At 56.1% G+C, this 18,997-nt stretch carries 16 protein-coding genes; 8 read left to right on the top strand and 8 right to left on the bottom strand.

Annotated elements, in window-relative coordinates:
• The first annotated feature begins 93 nt into the window (after window positions 1-93).
• Both KTJ90_RS17590 and yjdN read left to right on the top strand, forming a co-directional pair.
• Complete coding sequence (locus KTJ90_RS17590) at window positions 94-990, top strand: LysR family transcriptional regulator (RefSeq protein ID WP_003855692.1); 897 nt, start codon at window positions 94-96, stop codon at window positions 988-990.
• 72 nt (window positions 991-1,062) lie between these two features.
• The gene (gene yjdN / locus KTJ90_RS17585; protein ID WP_039660646.1) at window positions 1,063-1,500 is read left to right on the top strand and encodes a VOC family metalloprotein YjdN; all 438 of its coding nucleotides are present in this window, start codon (window positions 1,063-1,065) and stop codon (window positions 1,498-1,500) included.
• A gap of 119 nt (window positions 1,501-1,619) precedes the next feature.
• On the opposite strand, the gene KTJ90_RS17580 is transcribed toward yjdN, so the two are convergent.
• The 3 genes from KTJ90_RS17580 to KTJ90_RS17570 form a co-directional block, all read right to left on the bottom strand.
• The gene (locus KTJ90_RS17580) at window positions 1,620-2,486 is read right to left on the bottom strand and encodes a nucleoside-specific channel-forming protein Tsx (protein ID WP_033743432.1); all 867 of its coding nucleotides are present in this window, start codon (window positions 2,484-2,486) and stop codon (window positions 1,620-1,622) included.
• A gap of 279 nt (window positions 2,487-2,765) precedes the next feature.
• Entirely contained in the window at window positions 2,766-4,121 is a 1,356-nt protein-coding gene (locus KTJ90_RS17575) for a sensor histidine kinase (protein WP_003855688.1), read from the bottom strand.
• Window positions 4,118-4,777: a response regulator gene (locus tag KTJ90_RS17570; RefSeq protein ID WP_003855687.1), complete on the bottom strand. Its 660-nt coding sequence runs from the start codon at window positions 4,775-4,777 to the stop codon at window positions 4,118-4,120. The genes KTJ90_RS17575 and KTJ90_RS17570 overlap by 4 nt, the downstream gene beginning before the upstream one ends.
• Window positions 4,778-5,239: 462 nt before the next feature.
• Between KTJ90_RS17570 and KTJ90_RS17565 the strand changes: the two genes are divergently transcribed.
• The 3 genes from KTJ90_RS17565 to KTJ90_RS17555 all read left to right on the top strand — a co-directional run bounded on the left by KTJ90_RS17565 (window position 5,240) and on the right by KTJ90_RS17555 (window position 7,988).
• On the top strand, window positions 5,240-5,608 hold the full coding sequence (locus tag KTJ90_RS17565) for a helix-turn-helix domain-containing protein (RefSeq protein ID WP_003855685.1): 369 nt from the start codon (window positions 5,240-5,242) through the stop codon (window positions 5,606-5,608).
• A 167-nt stretch (window positions 5,609-5,775) separates the two neighbouring features.
• A complete protein-coding gene (locus KTJ90_RS17560; protein ID WP_499025596.1) occupies window positions 5,776-6,672 on the top strand; it encodes a LysR family transcriptional regulator in 897 nt (298 codons plus the stop codon).
• Window positions 6,673-6,782: 110 nt separating this feature from the next.
• Window positions 6,783-7,988 (top strand): MFS transporter, encoded by a 1,206-nt coding sequence (locus KTJ90_RS17555; protein WP_110411723.1) that lies wholly within the window; start codon window positions 6,783-6,785, stop codon window positions 7,986-7,988.
• A gap of 56 nt (window positions 7,989-8,044) precedes the next feature.
• Here the strand turns inward: KTJ90_RS17555 and KTJ90_RS17550 are convergent, their stop codons facing one another.
• Both KTJ90_RS17550 and KTJ90_RS17545 read right to left on the bottom strand, forming a co-directional pair.
• Window positions 8,045-10,435, bottom strand: coding sequence for a glucose/quinate/shikimate family membrane-bound PQQ-dependent dehydrogenase (locus tag KTJ90_RS17550; RefSeq protein WP_192377865.1), 2,391 nt, complete (start codon window positions 10,433-10,435; stop codon window positions 8,045-8,047).
• 276 nt (window positions 10,436-10,711) lie between these two features.
• Window positions 10,712-11,311 (bottom strand): hypothetical protein, encoded by a 600-nt coding sequence (locus KTJ90_RS17545; protein WP_033763389.1) that lies wholly within the window; start codon window positions 11,309-11,311, stop codon window positions 10,712-10,714.
• A gap of 401 nt (window positions 11,312-11,712) precedes the next feature.
• On the opposite strand from KTJ90_RS17545, the gene KTJ90_RS17540 reads away from it, so the two are divergent.
• Window positions 11,713-12,960, top strand: coding sequence for an MFS transporter (locus tag KTJ90_RS17540; RefSeq protein WP_499025593.1), 1,248 nt, complete (start codon window positions 11,713-11,715; stop codon window positions 12,958-12,960).
• 459 nt (window positions 12,961-13,419) lie between these two features.
• Here KTJ90_RS17540 and KTJ90_RS17535 read toward each other — a convergent pair whose 3' ends face one another.
• Entirely contained in the window at window positions 13,420-14,577 is a 1,158-nt protein-coding gene (locus KTJ90_RS17535) for a Gfo/Idh/MocA family protein (RefSeq protein WP_192377864.1), read from the bottom strand.
• A gap of 271 nt (window positions 14,578-14,848) precedes the next feature.
• Here KTJ90_RS17535 and KTJ90_RS17530 point away from each other — a divergent pair, with 271 nt between their 5' ends.
• A complete protein-coding gene (locus KTJ90_RS17530; RefSeq protein WP_105099494.1) occupies window positions 14,849-15,733 on the top strand; it encodes a glucosamine kinase nucleotide-binding domain-containing protein in 885 nt (294 codons plus the stop codon).
• Between the two features lie 40 nt (window positions 15,734-15,773).
• Window positions 15,774-16,892: an ROK family transcriptional regulator gene (locus tag KTJ90_RS17525; RefSeq protein ID WP_003855670.1), complete on the top strand. Its 1,119-nt coding sequence runs from the start codon at window positions 15,774-15,776 to the stop codon at window positions 16,890-16,892.
• Window positions 16,893-16,950: 58 nt separating this feature from the next.
• Here the strand turns inward: KTJ90_RS17525 and KTJ90_RS17520 are convergent, their stop codons facing one another.
• Together KTJ90_RS17520 and KTJ90_RS17515 are read right to left on the bottom strand one after the other, a co-directional pair.
• Entirely contained in the window at window positions 16,951-18,042 is a 1,092-nt protein-coding gene (locus KTJ90_RS17520; protein WP_008926639.1) for an ABC transporter ATP-binding protein, read from the bottom strand.
• 12 nt (window positions 18,043-18,054) lie between these two features.
• A complete protein-coding gene (locus KTJ90_RS17515) occupies window positions 18,055-18,654 on the bottom strand; it encodes a GNAT family N-acetyltransferase (RefSeq protein ID WP_039660638.1) in 600 nt (199 codons plus the stop codon).
• Between the last annotated feature and the right edge of the window lie 343 nt (window positions 18,655-18,997).

The following is an 18,997-nucleotide window of genomic DNA, read 5'->3' as shown; positions in this document are numbered from 1 at the left end:
TTTTTTATGCACTGCATCGAATCTACACAATGGAGTTGGGCGGCATAAGATGCGAATATCTTGTGACTGATAAACAACGGTTATCGAAAAACTATGTCTGCCAATCTCAAACTTCATCAGCTGCGCGCTTTCACTGACGTGGCGCGACAGGGCAGTATCCGGGCGGCAAGCCGACTTTCCGGGCTGTCGCAACCGGCGTTAACCAAAGCGATTCAGGAGCTGGAGCGCGAGTTGGGGGCAAAGCTGTTTATCCGCCGTCAGCAGGGTGTCGTGCTGACCGATATCGGTGATAACTTTTTTCGTCATGCCAGCCTGGTACTGGCAGAGCTGCGGGTCGCCGAAGAGGATATCCAGCAGCGACTGGGGCTGGGCGGCGGTCAGGTGAATATTGGCGTGGGTGGCAGCGTGGCCCGCACCATCATGCCGCAGGTGATAAACCAGTTTCATCGCGAATACCCACTCGTGAAGGTGCGCATTGTTGAAGGCCAGCTGGTCTCTATGGTGCATGAGCTGCGTCAGGGGGCGCTCGATTTCACTATCAATACGTATGACCAGAGCCATCTCGATCAGGAGCTGATGTATGAGCGGGTAATGGAGCGCGAGTACAAAGTGGTGGTGCGCAAAGGCCATCCGCTGGAGAAAGCCCGTTCTCTGGCAGAATTACAGCAGGCAGACTGGACGATGCCAACCCCGAAAGGCAGTTACTATCGCTTGCTGCACGATCTGTTTGGCGAGCGCGGCATGGCACCTAAAATCGTGGTGACCTGTGAAACCTTTATGGCCTGCACCAGCCTGGTGGCACAAAGTGATTTCATCAGTATTCTGTCGGTCGACGTGATTGACGATCCCATTCTGGGCCGTTCGCTGGTGGCACTGTCGCTCGATGACCCTTTGCCGAAAGCGATCTTCTATCTGATTCAGCGCAAAGACACGACGCTGACCCCAATGAGCAGTTATATGGCACAACTCTTTCGCCGTTATTGTCAGTAAAATCAGTACGTAAAGTCGATCGTCTACACTGTTAAGGTACTGAAAAAATCCAACCGACAAATAGAGGTTACGATGCAAGTTAGTCCTTATCTGTTTCTCTATGGCCGTTGTGAAGAGGCTATCGACTTTTACCTGCAGGCAACCGGTGGAGAGTTACTCTCTAAAATGAAATTCGGTGATATGCCGGATCAGGGTGAGCAGGTCGGCGATGAGTCCGCAGCGCCACAGCCGCCAGAAAAGATCATGCATGCGCAATTACGCATTGGTGACGGTGAGCTGATGCTCAGCGATGGCAATACCGAACATCCGCCAGCGTCAGAGCATGCGGGTTACGCGGTCAGCCTCTCTACCCATGATGTTGAAAAGGGCAAAGCCTGGTTTGAGAAATTATCGGCAGGCGGCAAAGTGACGACGCCATGGCAGGAGACGTTCTGGTCGAACGGATTCGCGATGTTCATTGATAAATTCAACATTCCATGGCGCATCAATGTTGAGAAGCCGCAGAATTAAATGCAGAGCAGATGCAGTGCTTATCAGATTAGCCTGCAGCTGAAAAGCTGGCCCTGATGCGTGATGTCCTGGGCCAGCTCACCGACTAAACGGGCGGTTGTTGCAACCGCCCGCTATTATCAGAAGTTATAACCCGCCACCAGGTAGTAACCCCAGCCGGTCGATTTCACTTCAAACGGACCCTTGCCGAAGTTCAGCTCCTGGCCATCCGCCCACTGTCCGCCGTTATGGAAGTAACGCGCCACCGCAGAGAAGTGCCAGTGATCGTAACCCAGGGACAGAATGTGGCTGGAGGCAATAGAGTTGCTGGTGCGTGATGAACCGCCTTTCTCATTGAGATCGGAACCCCAGTCGAAGTTGGTGAAGCCCACATAGCCCAGGTTACCACCCCACAGCGTGGTGATTGGCACGAAGTATTTCACCTTAAAGCGATAGCCATCCCAGCTGTTTTCGTTCGCCGCGCCGTAGTTTTCCCACTGATATTTGGCATAGACGTTCAGCGACAGGCCGACATCGCTGTGCGTATCGATATCGGTGCCCAGACCCATGTACCAGGTGTTCTGGCGGTTATCGCTGTTACGGCCCATGTCGTAAATGTAGTTGTTGGCGAAATACCACTCTTTGAACGGGCCAAAGGCCAGGCTGGTGCCGGTCAGCTTGTCGATAGAGAAGCGTGGTTCAATCTCCATAAACATCGGTGAACCGTGGTCGAACACGCCATTGGCATTGCTGTTGCCCACGCCGAAGAAGTTAGGCACGTCGAGATAGCCGTAGAAATCAAACCAGTCTTTCCTGGCAAACGCTTCATATTCCAGATAAACGTCGTTGTTAAACTGCGGTCCGAAACGCGTGTGGTAACTACCGACCACGTTTACGCTCTGATGCCACCAGTCGGAGACATACTGCGGATCGCTTTCCGCTGCCTGCGCAGCACCACTCAATGAACATGCCAGCACGGCACCTGCTATCAACGTTTTATATTTCATTATTATCAGCCACATGCTTTTGACCGCCGCACAGCAGACGCAGTCAGAGAAAAATCGGTCCCTTGATGGGAATGAGGGTTTCACAGCAAATAACAGCCAGTTCTTCAGCCCGCGTAGCGTGCCTGTAACAGATCGATAGAAAATAGATTTTGCTCACGTTTGTCAAAAAGTGTTGCATTACAATTCAGCTAAAATGTGATGAGATTCACAATAACGGCGTGGATCGAACGGAACCAGGCAACCGTTTACGTTGTCTGGTTCGTGATCAAACAGCGGGAATCAGGGAAGTGTAACGCGAACCTGCAAACCACAAATTGCACCCTGTGGCGAGAGGCAATTGGAAAGGGCGACGTGAATCTGATGCTTTTGAGCGACGTTGCGCACAATGGATAATCCCAGGCCGCTACCCTGGGCTTTAACGTCAGGCGAACGGGTAAAGCGATCAAATGCGCGCTCGATAAAGGATTCCGGCATGCCCGGCCCGTTATCCACAATATCGACCACGGTCTTTCCGGCAACCCGATGCAGCAGTACATCGACCAGGCTACCTTCCGGGGTGTGTAGCATGGCGTTACCAATCAGATTATCGAACAGGCTTCGCAGCTCGGAACGGCTGGCCTGCAGACGGTACTGCGTGGAGCCATTAAAGCCGATATCGATGCCGCGTTTATCCGCCACGACCATCAGCTGCTCAATGCTCTCTTTCAGCAGATCTTCCAGTTCGATATGCTCAACGCTGGCGACCACGCTCTGGTCATCCTGGCGTGAGACATTGAGTAATTGCGTGACCAGGTGACGGGTACGTGTCACGCCCGCTTCCAGCTGGCTGAACTGCCGGCTCGCTTCGCCTGGCTGAATATGCTGACGCAGGTTTTCCAGCTGTAACGTCACGGCCGTTACCGGCGTGCGCAGTTCATGGGCGGCATCTTCCAGGAACTGACGCTGTGACGACCAGGCCTCACGCAGTTTACTCAGCAGCGAGTTATAGGCGGCCACCAGCGGCAGGATCTCATCCGGTAAACCTTCCGGTGAGACGTTGTGCGGATGATGCGTCTCCTGCGCGGCAATCTGACGCGAAGCGACCTGCAGATCCCGGGTGATCTTGCGTACGACCAGCCAGATCACCAGCAGCGACAGCGGCATCATCAGGATCATCGGAATGATCGCCGACAGCGCCCGCTTGACCATCAATGCCTTCATGTAGCTGAGGTTGTGCATCACCTGAATGGTTTTAATCTCACTGCCAGGCAAGCCGGGCCGGGTATAGATGCGCCATTCACAGTCGTCGCACTGACCGATATGGACGTCGCGATAGCCACGCTGGTTTTGCAGCGGGGCCTGCAGCTCCGGCCATGAGCTGGCGCGCAACTGACCCTGATCGTCCCATAGCTGCACCACAAAGGCGCTTTTCGCCTTGTCAGGCGCAATAAGCATCGGCATCAGGGCGGGCATCTGTTTATTGGTGGACCAGGCATCCGCGATTTTGGCCAGCTGATCGTCCTTCATGGTGCCGACCATATCGCCGTAGCAGCTGAAGAAATACCAGGTGACGCCACCGATCATCAGCAGATGAATAATCAGCAGCGTAGAGAGTAATTTGTTGCGCAGTGAGCGCATAAAGCGAAAAGGTTTCATATTGCCGGCACCCGCCAGCCCAGACCGCGCACGTTGCGGATCACGTCGTTATCCAGCTTGCGGCGCATCCCGTGGATCAACACATCCACCGCGTTGCTGCTGACTTCATCGCCCCAGCCATAGATACGGTTTTCCAGCTGCTCGCGTGACAGAATAGCGCCCGGCCGCTCCAGCAGGGCGTAGAGCAGGGCATATTCGCGCGCCGTAAGCTGTTCACGCTGGCCTTTGTAGAGCACTTCACGGGTCATCATATCCAGCTGCACATCGCCGCTGCCCAATACGGAATCTGCCGCGCCGTGGCTGCGTCGGGTAATGGCGCGCATCCGGGCCATGACTTCCTGTAAATCGAACGGTTTAAGCAGGTAGTCGTCAGCACCGCTGTCGAGTCCCTGAATCCGCTGCGCCACCGTGTCGCGTGCAGTAAGAATGAGTACTGGCGTCGCGTCGCCGCGCCCGCGCGCCCGGCGCAGGACCTGCAGGCCATCATCCCGTGGTAAGCCGAGATCGAGCAGCACGCAGCTGTAGCCGCCTTCGCTCCAGGCGTTCTGGGCATAGACGCCATCGCGCACCCAATCCACCGACCAGCCCGCGCCCTGCAGTGCCTGCTGCAGGTTAGCGCCGATCATTTCATCATCTTCAACCAGTAACACGCGCATGGCTGATCTCCTTCATAAAGATAAGAGAGAGTTTACTCACTAATTGTTAGGCCAGAATTATCCTTCCGCCGTCATACTTCGCACTGTGGCGGCGTTGGCTGCTTTTGCTCACCCCAGTCACTGACTGATGTCAGCTCCCGGGGATTCGCGCATTTGCCGCCTTGCCACAGCACGAATTATTTTGGCGGACCGCTGTTCTCTTACTTCGCACTGTGGCGGCACTGGCTGCTTTTGCTCACCCCATTCACTGACTGATGTCAGCTCTTGGGGATTCGCCCTTGCCTCAGCACAAATTATTTTGGCAGTCTGCCGGCCTTAACGTTTTGCTGGAGTCGCGTCTGGCCGCGCAATGCGGCACCCGTTTCCGTCCTTGCTAATTCTGCGCTAATTTTCTGCTAATTAAGGGATAAATTTAAACAAGTAAAGTGGTTCCACTGCACATCAGAATCGACAGGAGGAACCATGAATCAGCGCGAGTTTATTCGGAGTTTGCTGGACTGGATTGAGAATAACTTAGGACACGATCTGCACCTGGATGAAGTGGCGCGCCGCTCAGGCTATTCGCGCTGGCATCTGCAACGCCTGTTTCGACAGCATACTGGTTTTTCACTGGCAGAATATATCCGTCAGCGCCGCCTGACCGAGTCTGCGCTCACGTTGCTGAGCAGCAACGAAGCGATACTGCAGGTGGCGATGAACTACGGCTTCGATACCCAGCAGGCCTACACCCGCACCTTTAAAAACTATTTCATGATGACGCCGGGCCAGTTGCGCCGTCAGCGTCGCGTCGAGCCGGATCGGCTGCTGTTCCCCTTGGCGATGGCCAGCTGATGCCTGATAAGATCTTCCCGTCACAGCCAGCAGACGGGAAGGTCGGCCCGCGCTCTGCACCATTCTCCTCCTGCCTCTGCCTCGCTTTTTTTCCCGCCCGCCACAGCGTCCCAGCCTGAACGTGTTAGTTTGTTGCCAGCATCCCTTTATTTTCGGAGTCGGGAAACATGGAAAACGGCGCGAATTTAACCGCCATGCTGGTATTTGCTCGGGTAGTAGAATTACAGAGTTTCAGTGAAGCGGCCCGCGCACTGGGCTGGTCCAAATCCCATGTCAGTCGGGAGATCGCCCGGCTGGAGTTGCGGCTCGGTATCCGATTATTGCAGCGCACTACGCGGCGGCTGGCACTCACCGAGATGGGCCAGGCATACTATCCCTACTGTGTGCGAATGCTGGCTGAAGTGCAGCGTGCCGAAGCCTTTGTGCAGCAGTTGCATCAGCAGCCCGCCGGCCATATCCGACTTCAGGCACCCGTCACCTTCGGCTGCCAGTGTGTCGTTCCTGTTCTGAACCGTTTTCTTCGTCGTCATCTGCATATCAACGTTGATCTCGATCTGACCGATCGCAATCATGATCGGCTGGACGATCAGACGGATCTGGCGATTATGATCCGATCCCGATCGCCGCAGCAGGGCAATTTCCGGGTATTGAGCGATATCGACTGGGGACTCTATGCCGCGCCCGCTTATCTGGCGCAGCGGCCCGCCATCACCCACCCCGAAATGCTGCCGCGCCACGACCTGCTGATGTTCCATGGTCCGGCACACACCGCCGCGCTGCCGTTCCGCCGGGATAAACAGCGACTGGCGCTGGACGTGCGCAGTCGTTTTCGCGCCAACAACAGCATGGCGCTGCTTAATGCCGCGCTGGCGGGCAGTGGCATCGCCTATTTGCCTTCCTACATGGCGCAGGAGGCGATGGCGCGTGGGGATATCCAGCAGCTGCTGCCGGAGTGGCAGATGGATCGCCTGCAAAGCTATCTCCTGCTTCACGACCATCCCGACCCGGTGTCACCGGTGACGCTACTGTGTGATGCACTGGTTGAGGCCCTAAATCCAGGTTGATTGTTGCCTGCTGACAACAATCAGCGCCACAGAGTAACTATTCTGCCAGGACTGTTGTTGCTGTGCGACTCCGGTTAGCCTGTATCCCTGATCATTCAACGGATATCACCATGCAACAGTTACCCGAAACGGCAGAGTTTCAACACTGGAAACGGAATTTAGCAGTCTGCGTCGCTGGCTCTTTTACCACTATCGTGGCGATGACGCTGCTGCTGCCGTTTCTGCCGCTCTATATTCAGCAACTGGGTGTTGAGCAGCCTGCGGCTATTGCCCGCTGGTCCGGGCTGGCCTATGGCGCAACCTTTTTCAGCGCCGCGCTGACGGCACCGCTGTGGGGCCGGCTGGCTGATCGTTATGGTCGTAAACTGATGCTGATTCGGGCCAGTCTCGGAATGGCGATTGCGATGTCGCTGATTGGCATGGCGACGGCGCCGTGGCAACTGGTGGCGCTGCGCCTGCTGGCGGGGCTGCTGGGCGGCTACGCATCGGGATCGACCATTCTGGTGGCAGCGCAAACCCCAAAAGCGCAGACCGGCTGGGCGCTGGGCATCCTCTCCTCGGGCATTATGGCGGGCAACGTGGTCGGGCCGCTGCTAGGGGGCGTCTTGCCGCCGCTGATTGGCATCCGTCAGACTTTCTGGTTGACGGGCGCGGTGATTTTTCTCGCTTTCCTCGCCACCACATTTTTACTCAGGGAGTTGCCGCGTGCTGCGGCGACGTCGCGCGGCAATCCGCAACAGCTGCCTGCAGAGCAGCCGGTTAACCACAATCTGGTGCGGCTGATGTGGCTCTCGGGCATGTTGCTGATTTTCGCCAGCATGTCGATTGAGCCGATTATCACGCTCTATGTGGGCGAGTTTGTGCGGGGTGACCATCAGGTCACAGTGGTAGCCGGACTGGTGATGTCTGCTGCGGCGCTGGGCACGATCCTGGCGGCACCCCGACTGGGTCGTCTGGCCGATCGGGTGGGGCACTGGCGGGTACTGACCGGCGGTCTGGTAATCAGCGGGCTGCTGCTGATTCCACAGGCATTTATCACGGCAGCCTGGCAACTGGTGTTATTACGTTTTCTGATGGGGATGGCCCTGGGCGGATTGATGCCGTGCATCACGGCGATTATCCGCCATAACGTGCCGGCTTCACAGGTGGGGCGGATGCTGGGGTTTTCGACCTCGGCGCAATATATCGGCCAGGTGAGCGGCCCGCTGTTTGGTGGGGTGATCGCCGGTGCGTTTGGGATGCGACCCGTTTTTCTGGCAACCTGCGGAGTAATGTTATTTTGCGCGTGGCTTAACTGGCGCGGAATGCAGAAATAGCGCGATCAAAAAAAGGCGGACCGGAGTCCGCCTTTTGTTATTCACTTTCCAGTGAATTACTTCTGATCAGGCAACGCGTAGGCAATCACATAGTCGCCCAGCTTGGTACCAAACGAACCGTGACCGCCTGCCGCGATGACAACGTACTGCTTGCCATTCACTTCATAGGTCATCGGCGTGGCCTGGCCGCCTGCTGGCAGACGTGCCTGCCATAACAGCTCGCCGGTGTCGGTGCTGAAAGCACGCAGGTAGTTATCTGCGGTCGCACCAATGAAGAACACCTTACCTGCGGTGGTGACAGGACCACCCAGCATTGGCATACCCATTTTGAACGGCAGCGGAACCGGTGCGCTGTCGCGAACGGTACCGATACGCTGTTTCCAGACCACGTTGTTGGTCTTCAGATCCACCGCGGAGACATAACCCCAGGCAGGCTGTTTGCAAGGCAGACCAAACGGTGACAGGAACGGGTTCAGCTCGACGCCATACGGCACGCCATACTGTGGCTGAATACCGGTTTCCGTACCTGAACCACCCTCAGCGCCTTTCGGCGGCTCAATCGGGTTGCCCGGGCCACGTGGAACCAGCTTAGAGACAAACGGCAGCGCCATTGGGTTAGCAATTGCGATCTGACGATTAGGATCGACTGCGATGCCGCCCCATTCGAACATACCGAGGTTACCCGGGAAGACCAGCGTGCCCTGCTCAGATGGCGGCGTGAACGGACCTTCATAGCGCAGACGCTTGAAGATCACGCGGCACACCAGCTGGTCGAACATCGTCGCGCCCCACATGTCCTTGTCCGTCAGGTTCTGTTTCGGACGGAAGGTCAGCTCAGAGTAGGGCTGAGTGGCAGCAACGTGGTCGCCTTTAGCGGCACCCTGTGGCACTGGCGTTTCTGGCGCGGGAACTACTGGCTTGCCGGTGCGACGATCCAGCACAAAGATATTGCCGGTTTTCGCTGGCGCGTAAACAACCGGTACGGTGTTGCCATCTTTATCGGTGATATCAGCCAGTGTCGGCTGAGACGGCAGATCCATATCCCACAGGTCGTGATGCACGGTCTGATAAGACCAGACCAGCTTACCGGTCGTGGCATTCAGGGCCAGTACGCTGCTCGCATAACGTTCCTGCTCTGGCGTGCGGTTGCCGCCCCAGATATCCGGCGTGGTCACACCCATTGGCAGGTAAACGGTATCCAGTTTCGGATCGTAAACTGCCGGGGCCCATGAGTTCGGAGAGTTCATGGTGAAGGTGTGTTCATCAGCCGGAATAGCATTCGGGTCTTTCGCGCCGGGATCAAATACCCACAGCAGTTTGCCGGTATTCACATCAAAGCCACGAATCACGCCTGATGGCTCGCGAGTCGAGAAGTTATCGGTAACCGCACCCGCCATCACGATGGTGGTATTGGTAATCACCGGCGGAGAAGTTGGCTCGTACATACCCGCTGTGGTGACAGGCTGTTTATGCTGGAGATCCAGCTCGCCGTTGACACCAAAGGACGGGCAGCGTTCGCCAGTCTCTGCGTCCAGCGCAAACAGACGGCCATCGTTCACAGGCAGATAGATACGGCGTGAGCACAGAGCTGGCTGAGTGTTCGCGGCATCGGCTGCTGCCGGCACTTCGTGGTAAGAGACACCGCGACAGGTCACGTGCTGGAAGGTCGGGTTAACCTTCATGCCCGGATCAAATTTCCACTTCTGCTTACCGGTGGCCGCATCCAGAGCAAACAGAATCTGGTGTGGCGAACAGAGGTAAAGCGTGTCGCGGATTTTAATCGGAGTGACTTCGTCGGTGATTTCACCGGGATCGTTAGGGGTTTTCATGTCGCCTGTCTGGAACTGCCAGGCAACCTGCAACTCTTTCACGTTCTGGTGATTAATCTGCTTCAGCGGCGAGAAACGGGTTCCCTGCTGATCGCGCGCATACGCGGGCCAGTCAGCATCCGGGATGTTGCTCAGCGGCGTAGCCTGCGGAGCGTTGTCAGCGGTTTCTGGTACAGACCCGTTGATAACCTGCGGATCGTTGAATACCGCATAAGCCAGCACGATGGCACTGGCAATCAGCGCGATAGCCATCGAACCCAGTGCCGCTTTGCTGCCGGCATTGAAGCTGCGATAAACAAACGGCAGGATCAGCCAGACACCGAAGATCACCAGCACATCAGTGCGTGGTGCCAGTGCCCAGAAGTCGGTACCCACTTCCCACACGCCCCAAATCAGGGTGCCGATCAGCAGCAGCGCATAAAGAACCAGCGCGGTGCTTTTGCGACGGGAAAGCAGATAAGCGGTGATAAGCATAATCACACCGCCGAAAACGTAATACCAGGAACCACCAATGGCGGCTAACCAGCCACCGCCAATCAGCATAAACGCGCCCGTCAGCACTGCGAACAGTACTGTCAGGAAACGAATTACGCCAAAAGATGAGGAGTTTTTCCCCATAATATCGACCTCGTTTCGTTGCCATAAAACACACGAAAACAACCAGATAGGCTGTTTCCAGTTATCAAGTACAAATGATTAAAGGTGTTCTTGAGTATCTCTTCCGATAAGACAGACGGTCCCTTTGTGTTAAATGTTATAGCAAAATTAGATCGAGGTTTGATTTTTTTAGCTTAAAGCGCTTAACAATTGGAGTAATACGACATTTTATGAGGGATTAAAGGACGTTAAGCGCACCGCCATGTGCCCTTAACGCCGGAAGGCAGGATTTGTGAATCAGCCGCTAATAAGATCGCCATCCGAGCGTTGCTGTTGCCAGCCGCTGATGTTTATCTCAGTAAACTGTTCAGCGGTTAAAGGTGGCGTATGACATCGCACGATGACCTCTGCACCTTTTTCACGGAATGTCGCCATAAAAAAGGGAAAGGTAAATTTTTCGTAATTATCACTGAAGAACGATTCAGTTAAAACAATACCTGAAAAAGGAAAGGATTCAAGTAGTCGCCAGTCTGCTCCCGGCGGTGCAAAATCATAAAGCCAGAAATCAAATTTCGTTGTTAATTCAAGCAGTGACGCACTGTTCGCAGCTAAGCTGGAATAATTTATTCCAATCCGGACGCGCTCATTTTGTAAATGTGCATAGGCGTCCGGAATCGCGATCATTTCCTGCAAACGAATATCGCCAACCGGAACAATCATTAATGCTTCTTCACTTGCAATTTTGTTGTGCAATGAAACAATGTTGTTTGTATTAAGTATATTTCCGCGGTCCTGGTTTTGCTCAAGATAAGGCACGCTATAGCAAATGCCTGTGACATTACGCTTAACGTGATGAATAGGTTCAGTAACATAAGGGTTATATAAACTGTTTTTCATTATCTCTACGAAATGCAATAAAAAGGATTTATTGATAATTAAGCATATAAAAAATCGCATTTTTTTAAACGCGTGAATAAATATAGATCAACTGCATAATCCAAATCACCCTTTTGTTGGATTAGAAAGTAAATATACCTATTAACAGTGAGATGATAATTCCTTTGGTATCTGATGATGTGCTGGAATATATTCAATGGTAGGTATCAATAGGTTGTTAATAATCAGGATGGGGCTGACACACCGTTACTGCAAAGTAATGCAGTGTATTGCGCAGTAAGACAGGGCTGGAGCCGAAGACCCTGCGCTCTCATCCGGGTCTGTTAACCGGGTATCGTCAACATTTACACCAATAACACCGCGCAACGACGCGGGTTTTCTCACCTGATTTGGGATAAGACATGGGATTTATGGCATCCGCAGCGGAAGAGTCGCTGTGGCGACATCGGACTTTTGTCGCCTTCTGGCTAGCGCGCACCTGCTCATCATTTGGTTTTCAGATGTTCTCGGTGGCGATCAGCTGGCAAATCTATGCGCTGACCAACAGCGCAATGGCGTTAGGGATGATTGGCCTGATGCAGTTTCTGCCGTCGGTGTTGCTGGCGCTGCCAGCGGGTCATCTGGCGGATCAGTATGACCGGCGGCGCATCGTCCTGTTCGGCCAACTGGTGGAATTTGTCGCACTGCTGGCATTAGTGGTGCTTACCTTATTTCATACTGCCGATAAGACCGCGCTTTGGGGGCTGGTCTTTATGATTGCGGTGGCAAAAGCGCTGGAGTGGCCGGCGATGTCTTCGATGTTGCCCTCACTGGTGCCTCCTTCGATTCTGGCACGTGCTATGGCGATGAATTCAGTTGGTGGGCAGGCGGCTGTGATTGTCGGGCCAACGCTTGGCGGGCTGCTTTATGTTGCTGGCCCGCATGTGGTGTATGGCGTTTCCGGACTCTTTTATCTGATTTCGCTGACGCTGGTGAGTCTGCTGCGCTATGAGCGCCCGGTGCAGGCCCGTTTGCCAATGAATTTAAAGAATCTGTTTGCCGGTATTCACTTTATCCGTGACCGTAAAGATGTGCTTGGGGTGATTTCACTCGATCTGTTCGCGGTGTTACTGGGCGGCGCGACGGCGCTGCTGCCGATTTTTGCCAAAGATATTCTGCACACCGGGCCCTGGGGGCTGGGGATGTTGCGCGGTGCGCCATCGGTGGGGGCGTTGCTGGCGGGTATCTGGCTGAGCCGTCATAAACTGGAAAAACATGTCGGGATGATTATGTTTGGCTCAGTAGCAGGCTTTGGCGTTGCGACCCTGCTATTCGCGCTTTCCACGCAACTCTGGCTGTCACTGCTGGCGCTTTGCGCGCTCGGCGGCTTTGATATGGTGAGTATGGTGATTCGCGGTGCGCTGGTGCAGCTGGATACGCCGGATACCATGCGCGGGCGGGTGAATGCGGTTAACGCGATATTTATTAATACCTCGAATCAGCTGGGTGAATTTGAGTCGGGGTTGCTGGCCGCCTGGGTGGGCGCAGCACCTGCGGCAGCAATTGGCGGCATCGGTACGCTGATTGTGGTGGCGTTGTGGATGAAGTTGTTTCCGCATCTGCGGCGGCGTCAGAAGCTTGAGAATGAGGTGGATCCGGTTCAGGACTAGCGTTGTAGCGGGTTGGGTTGGCTGAGGAGATGTGTGCGGTTATGGTCTGCGGTGCACGCTCAGGGAACATACGCCTTTCGCAAAGACGCAAAATCGCCATTCCTGGCAGGCTCAGCGCGGGCGATTACGCACCTCATCCCTGAGGTGCGCCCGTTGCCGGGCCAACGCGTTGCGTTGTTCAAAAACGCTCCCGGCGTTTTTATCCGGGCGGCGCGATGCTTTGCTGCAGGCGTATGCTCCCATCACTATAAGTACGTAAGTTTCCTCGGGCTGAGGAGCGGTTTGTTTGGCTGGTTGTGGGGATTTGTGCGGTGAGTGCGTGGTCGCTGGCGCAGGTTTTATTAGCTGGCTCAGTACAGAGGTTGTAACTGGCCCGAAGGCCAGTACAGGAAGTTACCAGTCATACTGCCATTCAAATCCCGGGATCAGAGGGGGAGGCTGACCCGCAGGATGGGGCTATCAGGCCCCGGTTTTTCCCAGGTTGGCGTCAAATGTTAGCCAGCTTTCACGCATATCCACTACGCTGCGGGTTTTGCGCGCCTCATCGATTTTTATGGCGGTGAGGCCCGCTTCCAGCGCGTCCACGACTGAAACTTTCAGCGGTGTTCCCTGTTTAATATGTTTAACGATCTCTTCGGCCATCAGCGCATCTGCGCCATAGTGGCCATCATAAGCGTTGCCGCTGTAGGCGGTGTCGACCTCTTTCTCACCGCTGCGCGCGTTATGTACACGGAAGTAGTTTCGTACGAAGTCGCCTTCCGCCATGCCGTCAGTGCCCATGACACAGAAACGGCGGAACTCATCCGGCACGTTCAGGTTGGCGTGGAAGGCGAGTGTTGCGCCGCCTTCGTACTCAATCAGGGCAGTCTGGTAGTCGACGATATCAGCGTCGCTGTCGAAGACGGCGTCGGTGCTCGACCAGCCGCTGGGTTTCACGTGGTAGAGCTCTGACTCCGCGGTGATCGCACCCTGCGGCGCATGCGCGGGGGTAAAGGATTTCCGGCCACCAAAGCTGGCGACGCGGATCGGACGCTCCTGTAACAGCCCCTGGTAGAGGTCGATGTCGTGGCAACATTTTTCCAGAATATAGGGACCGGCGTACTTCTCCAGACGTCGCCAGTCGCGCTGGAAGAATGCGCCGTGGTAAGGCTTGATATGTTCTGTCGCCTCGATCGAGGTGATCTCACCCAACTGTCCGGCATCGCGTGCCGCCAGCAGATCGTGATAGAGCGGGGAGTAACGCAGCACCAGACCAACCAGAATGCGTGCCTCGCCATACTGGCGCACCAGTTTCGCCATCTCCATGGTCTGCTCTTCATTAATCACCACCGGCTTTTCGGTAAACACGGTGTAGCCCGCCGCCAGCGCCTGACCCACATGTTCCAGATGCAGGAAGTTGGGGGAGCCAACCAGCACCACATCCATTCCGCCGTGTTCCAGCAGCGCGTCGATGGACGCAAAGGACTGGCCGGCCGCGATACCAAAGCTGTGCAGATTAGGCAGTCCGGCGGGCGCCGGATCGTAATAACCCACTACCGAGAAGGCGTCGTCGGCTTTGCTGAACTCTTTGATCACGTGGGACAGACGAAAGCCGAGACCGATAATGCCTACTTTCATGTTAAACCCCTGCTCCTGAAATCGGATGATGCATAGCCCGCCTGTGTCCGGACGCGCCTGTTGATAATCTGACCACCAACTTATTACGACAGAAAAACTAATGTCAATAACGTGCTGCGCATTTTGCGAGGGTGATTTTTGTTATAACCATGTAAATTAAGGGAAAAGTGTCGATATGTTTTTGCCATATTTATTTGTTATTGCGATTTAAGTTTTTTTATCCTATCGTTCGCTCATTATGGCTATAACCCTTAATCAGGGAAGGAAGCGCGTGCAACCACACTATCTCCTTGGCATTGATGGCGGCGGTACACAGTGTCGTGCGCGGTTAACCGACCTGCAGGGCCGTGTGCTGGCGGAAGCCACTGGCGGTCCAGCTAACGTCTGGTCAGATTACGACGCGGCGCTGACCTGCGTCGGGCAACTGATTGACCGGATATTGTCACAGGCGGGATTAGCCCCGGAGGCTCTGGCGCAGACCGCGCTGGTTGCCGGATTAGCGGGGGCCAATGTCGCCTCGGTGCAGGCAAGGCTTGCCAGCTGGCAGCCTGCCTGTGCGGCGTTACAGGTGGTCAGCGATGTGGAAATCGCCTGTGCGGGCGCACATTCCGGCGCACCGGGCGCTGTCTTTATTATCGGCACCGGCAGTCAGGGAGCCGCGTGGGATGGCGAGCAGTTTACATTGCTGGGTGGCTGGGGCTTTGCTCTCTCTGATCAGGGATCGGGTGCTGAGCTGGGTCGTCGTGCGCTGCGTCTGGCGCTGCTGGCCCATGAGGCGATCATTCCACAGAGCGCCTTTACACAGCAGCTGATGACGCAGTTTGACGACAGCCCGGAAACCATGCTGCTCTGGACGCGCTCAGCGACGCCTGCAGACTGGGCCCGCGTAGTGCCGCGAATTTTTGCATCCGCCGACGCGGGCGACCGCCACGCTCAGGATCTGCTGCATCAGACTGCCGCCGATATCGGCCTGATGGTGCGCCGTCTGATTGCGCTGAGCAGCGGGCGGGTGGCGCTGATGGGTGGCCTGGCCACGCCGATTCAGCGCTGGCTGGACGACGATATTCAGGCCCGGCTGGTGACGCCGCAGGGCGATGCCCTGAGCGGCGCGCTGATACTGGCGCAGCAGCTGGCGCCTGTCCGATTACCGATCTGACGCTGGCGGAGCTTCTTCCGCCAGATAACCCGAGGAACTTATGACCGCTCCCAACGTAACCGCGCGCATTCTGCGGTTGATTGTTGAAAATGCGCCGATCAGCCAGTCAGACCTGAAAGTCCGAAGCGGACTCAGCATGTCGACCGTGTCGCAGGCCACTAATCGCCTGCTGGCGCAGGAGATTGTGCAGGAGCTGGGGCTGCGTCGCGTATCAATGGGGCGGCCAAAAACCCTGCTGGGCCTCAATCCCGATCGCGCCAGCGTGATTGGCATTCAGCTCAATGCAGAACGTAATCTTATCGTCATGACCGATCTCAGCGGCAATCTGCTGGGCGAACAGCAGATGCCCACAGGCACGCTGACACCCCGCCAGCTTGGCGATGCGCTGGCGAAATTCCTGCGCGGCGTGGAGGAGAAGCGGGTGGGTGCGATTGGTCTGGCACTGTCGGGTCTGGTGGATGCTGAAAATGGCTACTGCATTCGCTCTAAAGTGCTCGACTGGGACAACGTCCCGATTGCGCGTCTGCTGGAAGAACGTTTCTCACTGCCGGTATTTATCGAGAACGACGCCAACGCGATGGCAATGGCGGCGCTGGTGTTTGGTCAGCTTGGCAATGCACAGTCGGCGGTGATCGCCACCTATGGCAAAGGGATTGGTGCGGGCATCATCCTGAATCGTCAACTCTACCGTGGTCGTCACGGCAAAGCGGGCGAGATTGGCAATGGGCTGGTGGGGGACGGCTCGCTGCGTCTGCTGGAGGATGTCGCCTCATCGCGTGCCATTCTGCAGCGGCTTGCAGCGCAGGAACCGGTGGAAGGCCTCACGTTGCAGGCGCTGGATCAGCGTCCTGCGCCTGAGGTACTGGCGGTGCTGGAAGAAGCAGGACGTGAGCTGGGCATTTCGCTGGCGAACCTGTCAGTGGCCTACGATCCGGATGTGGTTTATCTGGCGATGGAGCCGCACATGGCGTCGCGCATTCTGCTCGATCACATCACTCAGAGCTTCCAGGCCTACCGGCTTAAACTGACGCCACAGATGACGCCGCTGCAGTTCCTGACGGAATCGAACCGGATGTGGGCGCTGGGTGCGGCGGGTTTTGCCGTCAACCGGCTGCTTGATCTGCTGGCGGCGCAGGCCGATGAAGAGCCGGTCACCTGAGTGATCTCTCAAATAAAAAAACGGGCGCTGCGGCGCCCGTTTTTGTTTCCACGCGTTCTTAGCGCAGGCGCATTCCCTGCTCATCAAACAGCAGGCAGTGCGCGGCAGAAAAGCCCAGTTCAACCTGGGTTCCGAGCTCGCGCGTCGTCGCCTCGCGCTCTTCCACGACCAGCATCTGTTCACGCCCGATATCCAGGTAGAGATAGTTGGTGTGACCCAGCATCTCGCCATAAGCCAGCTCGCCGTGAAAGCGCAATGCGTCCGGCGTCTGCGCGGCAGGCTGGAAATGTTCAGGACGAATGCCCAGCGTGACGGTTTGTCCCTCGCGGCAGTCGGCGGCGATTTTCAGCACCAGCCCCTCAATCTTCAGTTCCGGCACCCGCAGTTGCACTTCCCCCGCACCCGTGGCGCTGATTTCCGCCCGCAGAAAGTTCATTTTTGGTGAGCCGATAAAACCGGCGACAAACAGATTATCCGGGTCGTGATAAAGCGTCAGCGGTGCACCGACCTGCTCAATGCGGCCCTGACGCAGCACCACGATGCGGTCAGCCAGCGTCATTGCCTCCAGCTGATCGTGGGTGACATAAATCATGGTGTTGCCAAGCGAGGCGTGCAGCCGGGCAATCTCAATGCGCATCTGCAGGCGCAGCTCTGCATCAAGGTTAGAGAGTGGCTCATCAAACAGGAAGATGCGCGGATGACGGATAATCGCCCGGCCAATTGCCACGCGCTGCCGCTGTCCGCCAGAGAGCGCACGCGGCAGGCGGTCGAGCAGTTCGGTGAGATGCAGGCGGGCGGCCGTCTGGGCTATCGCCTCGTTAATCTCCGCTTTGGACTTTTTCATTACCTCCAGCGGATACGCCAGGTTGCCGCGCACCGTCATGTTGGGGTAGAGCGCATAAGACTGAAACACCATAGCAATGCCGCGCTCAGTGGCGGGCTGCTGTGTCATGTCCTGCTCCTCAATCAGCAACTGCCCGCTGCTGATCTCCTCCAGCCCGGCGATCATCCGCAGCAGCGTCGACTTGCCGCAGCCAGATGGCCCAACAAACACGACAAATTCGCCACTGTTTATCGTCAGATCGATGCCATGAATGACATTGACGTGTTCATACGACTTCTTCACATTCTGCAAGCGCAGGCTGGTCATCGGCTACCTCACTCAGAGTAACTGGCCCATGTAGATGGCATTGCTGCGCATGATTGGGGTAAACCCCATGCGCGCATAGAAGGCACAAACCTGCTCGTTCTGCAGGCTGACGCCAAGATGAACACCACTGACGCCAGCAGCGCGGAGCGCCGCCAGTTCATGCTCAATCATCCGGCGACCCCAGCCGCCTTTCTGTGCCGCCGGCAGCAGGTTGATATGCAGATGAGCAGGCCACTGCGTCACCAGGATCTCAGCGGCCTGGTCGGGATGGCGTATTGAATCGAGCACTTTGCTGTCGAGCGGGGCACTGGCGCTGCGATCGCGATATTTCTCCTGCAACTGCGGCCACCATTCGGCCTGAAGCTGCGCTTCAAACGCGCGGGTATCCGGCGCGGCGACCACGTAACCCTGCACCTCACCGTCCTGCTCCAGTACAAAAGCAAAGTCCGGCGCAAAATGCGCATAGGGCACGGCAAAACGCTGGCCGGGATAGTCAGGATCGGAGTAGAGCGCGCGGGCATCGCCGCCCGCATCGGCTGTTTCCAGGCAGATGCGGTAGAGCGCCGGGTAGTCCGCCGGTGTGGCCGGACGAATGACACCTTGATTCGCCATGGTGAGTTCTCGTGAGTGAGGGAACCGGTCAGGGATTGAACAGCTCCGCAGGTAAAAGTTACGTTAATGAAAGTGGACTTAGTTTTCAAGATAGAATAATTACCTTATCGCACTAACGCAGGCGGTTCGGCAATGTTTACCGGCATCGGGATGCACAACTGTGATCGCCAACACGCCCGGAACAGGGCGGCTGGCGGCAGATTCACGGCCGGTCAAAAGAGAAAAGTGTGAGCGTGATAGGATTTTCATATGTTTTATCAGGACGTTATTTTGCGATTATTCCTCTGGCATCTCCTGCTGCAGAAAAAGCGGCTGGCGACGTGCCGCCACGGTTAATGGCGTA

Origin of the sequence: Pantoea jilinensis, assembly GCF_019104105.1 — a bacterium.
GTDB lineage: Bacteria > Pseudomonadota > Gammaproteobacteria > Enterobacterales > Enterobacteriaceae > Pantoea > Pantoea eucalypti.
The sequence above is the reverse complement of the archived record's forward strand: the minus strand, read 5'-3'. Positions and strand labels throughout refer to the sequence as shown.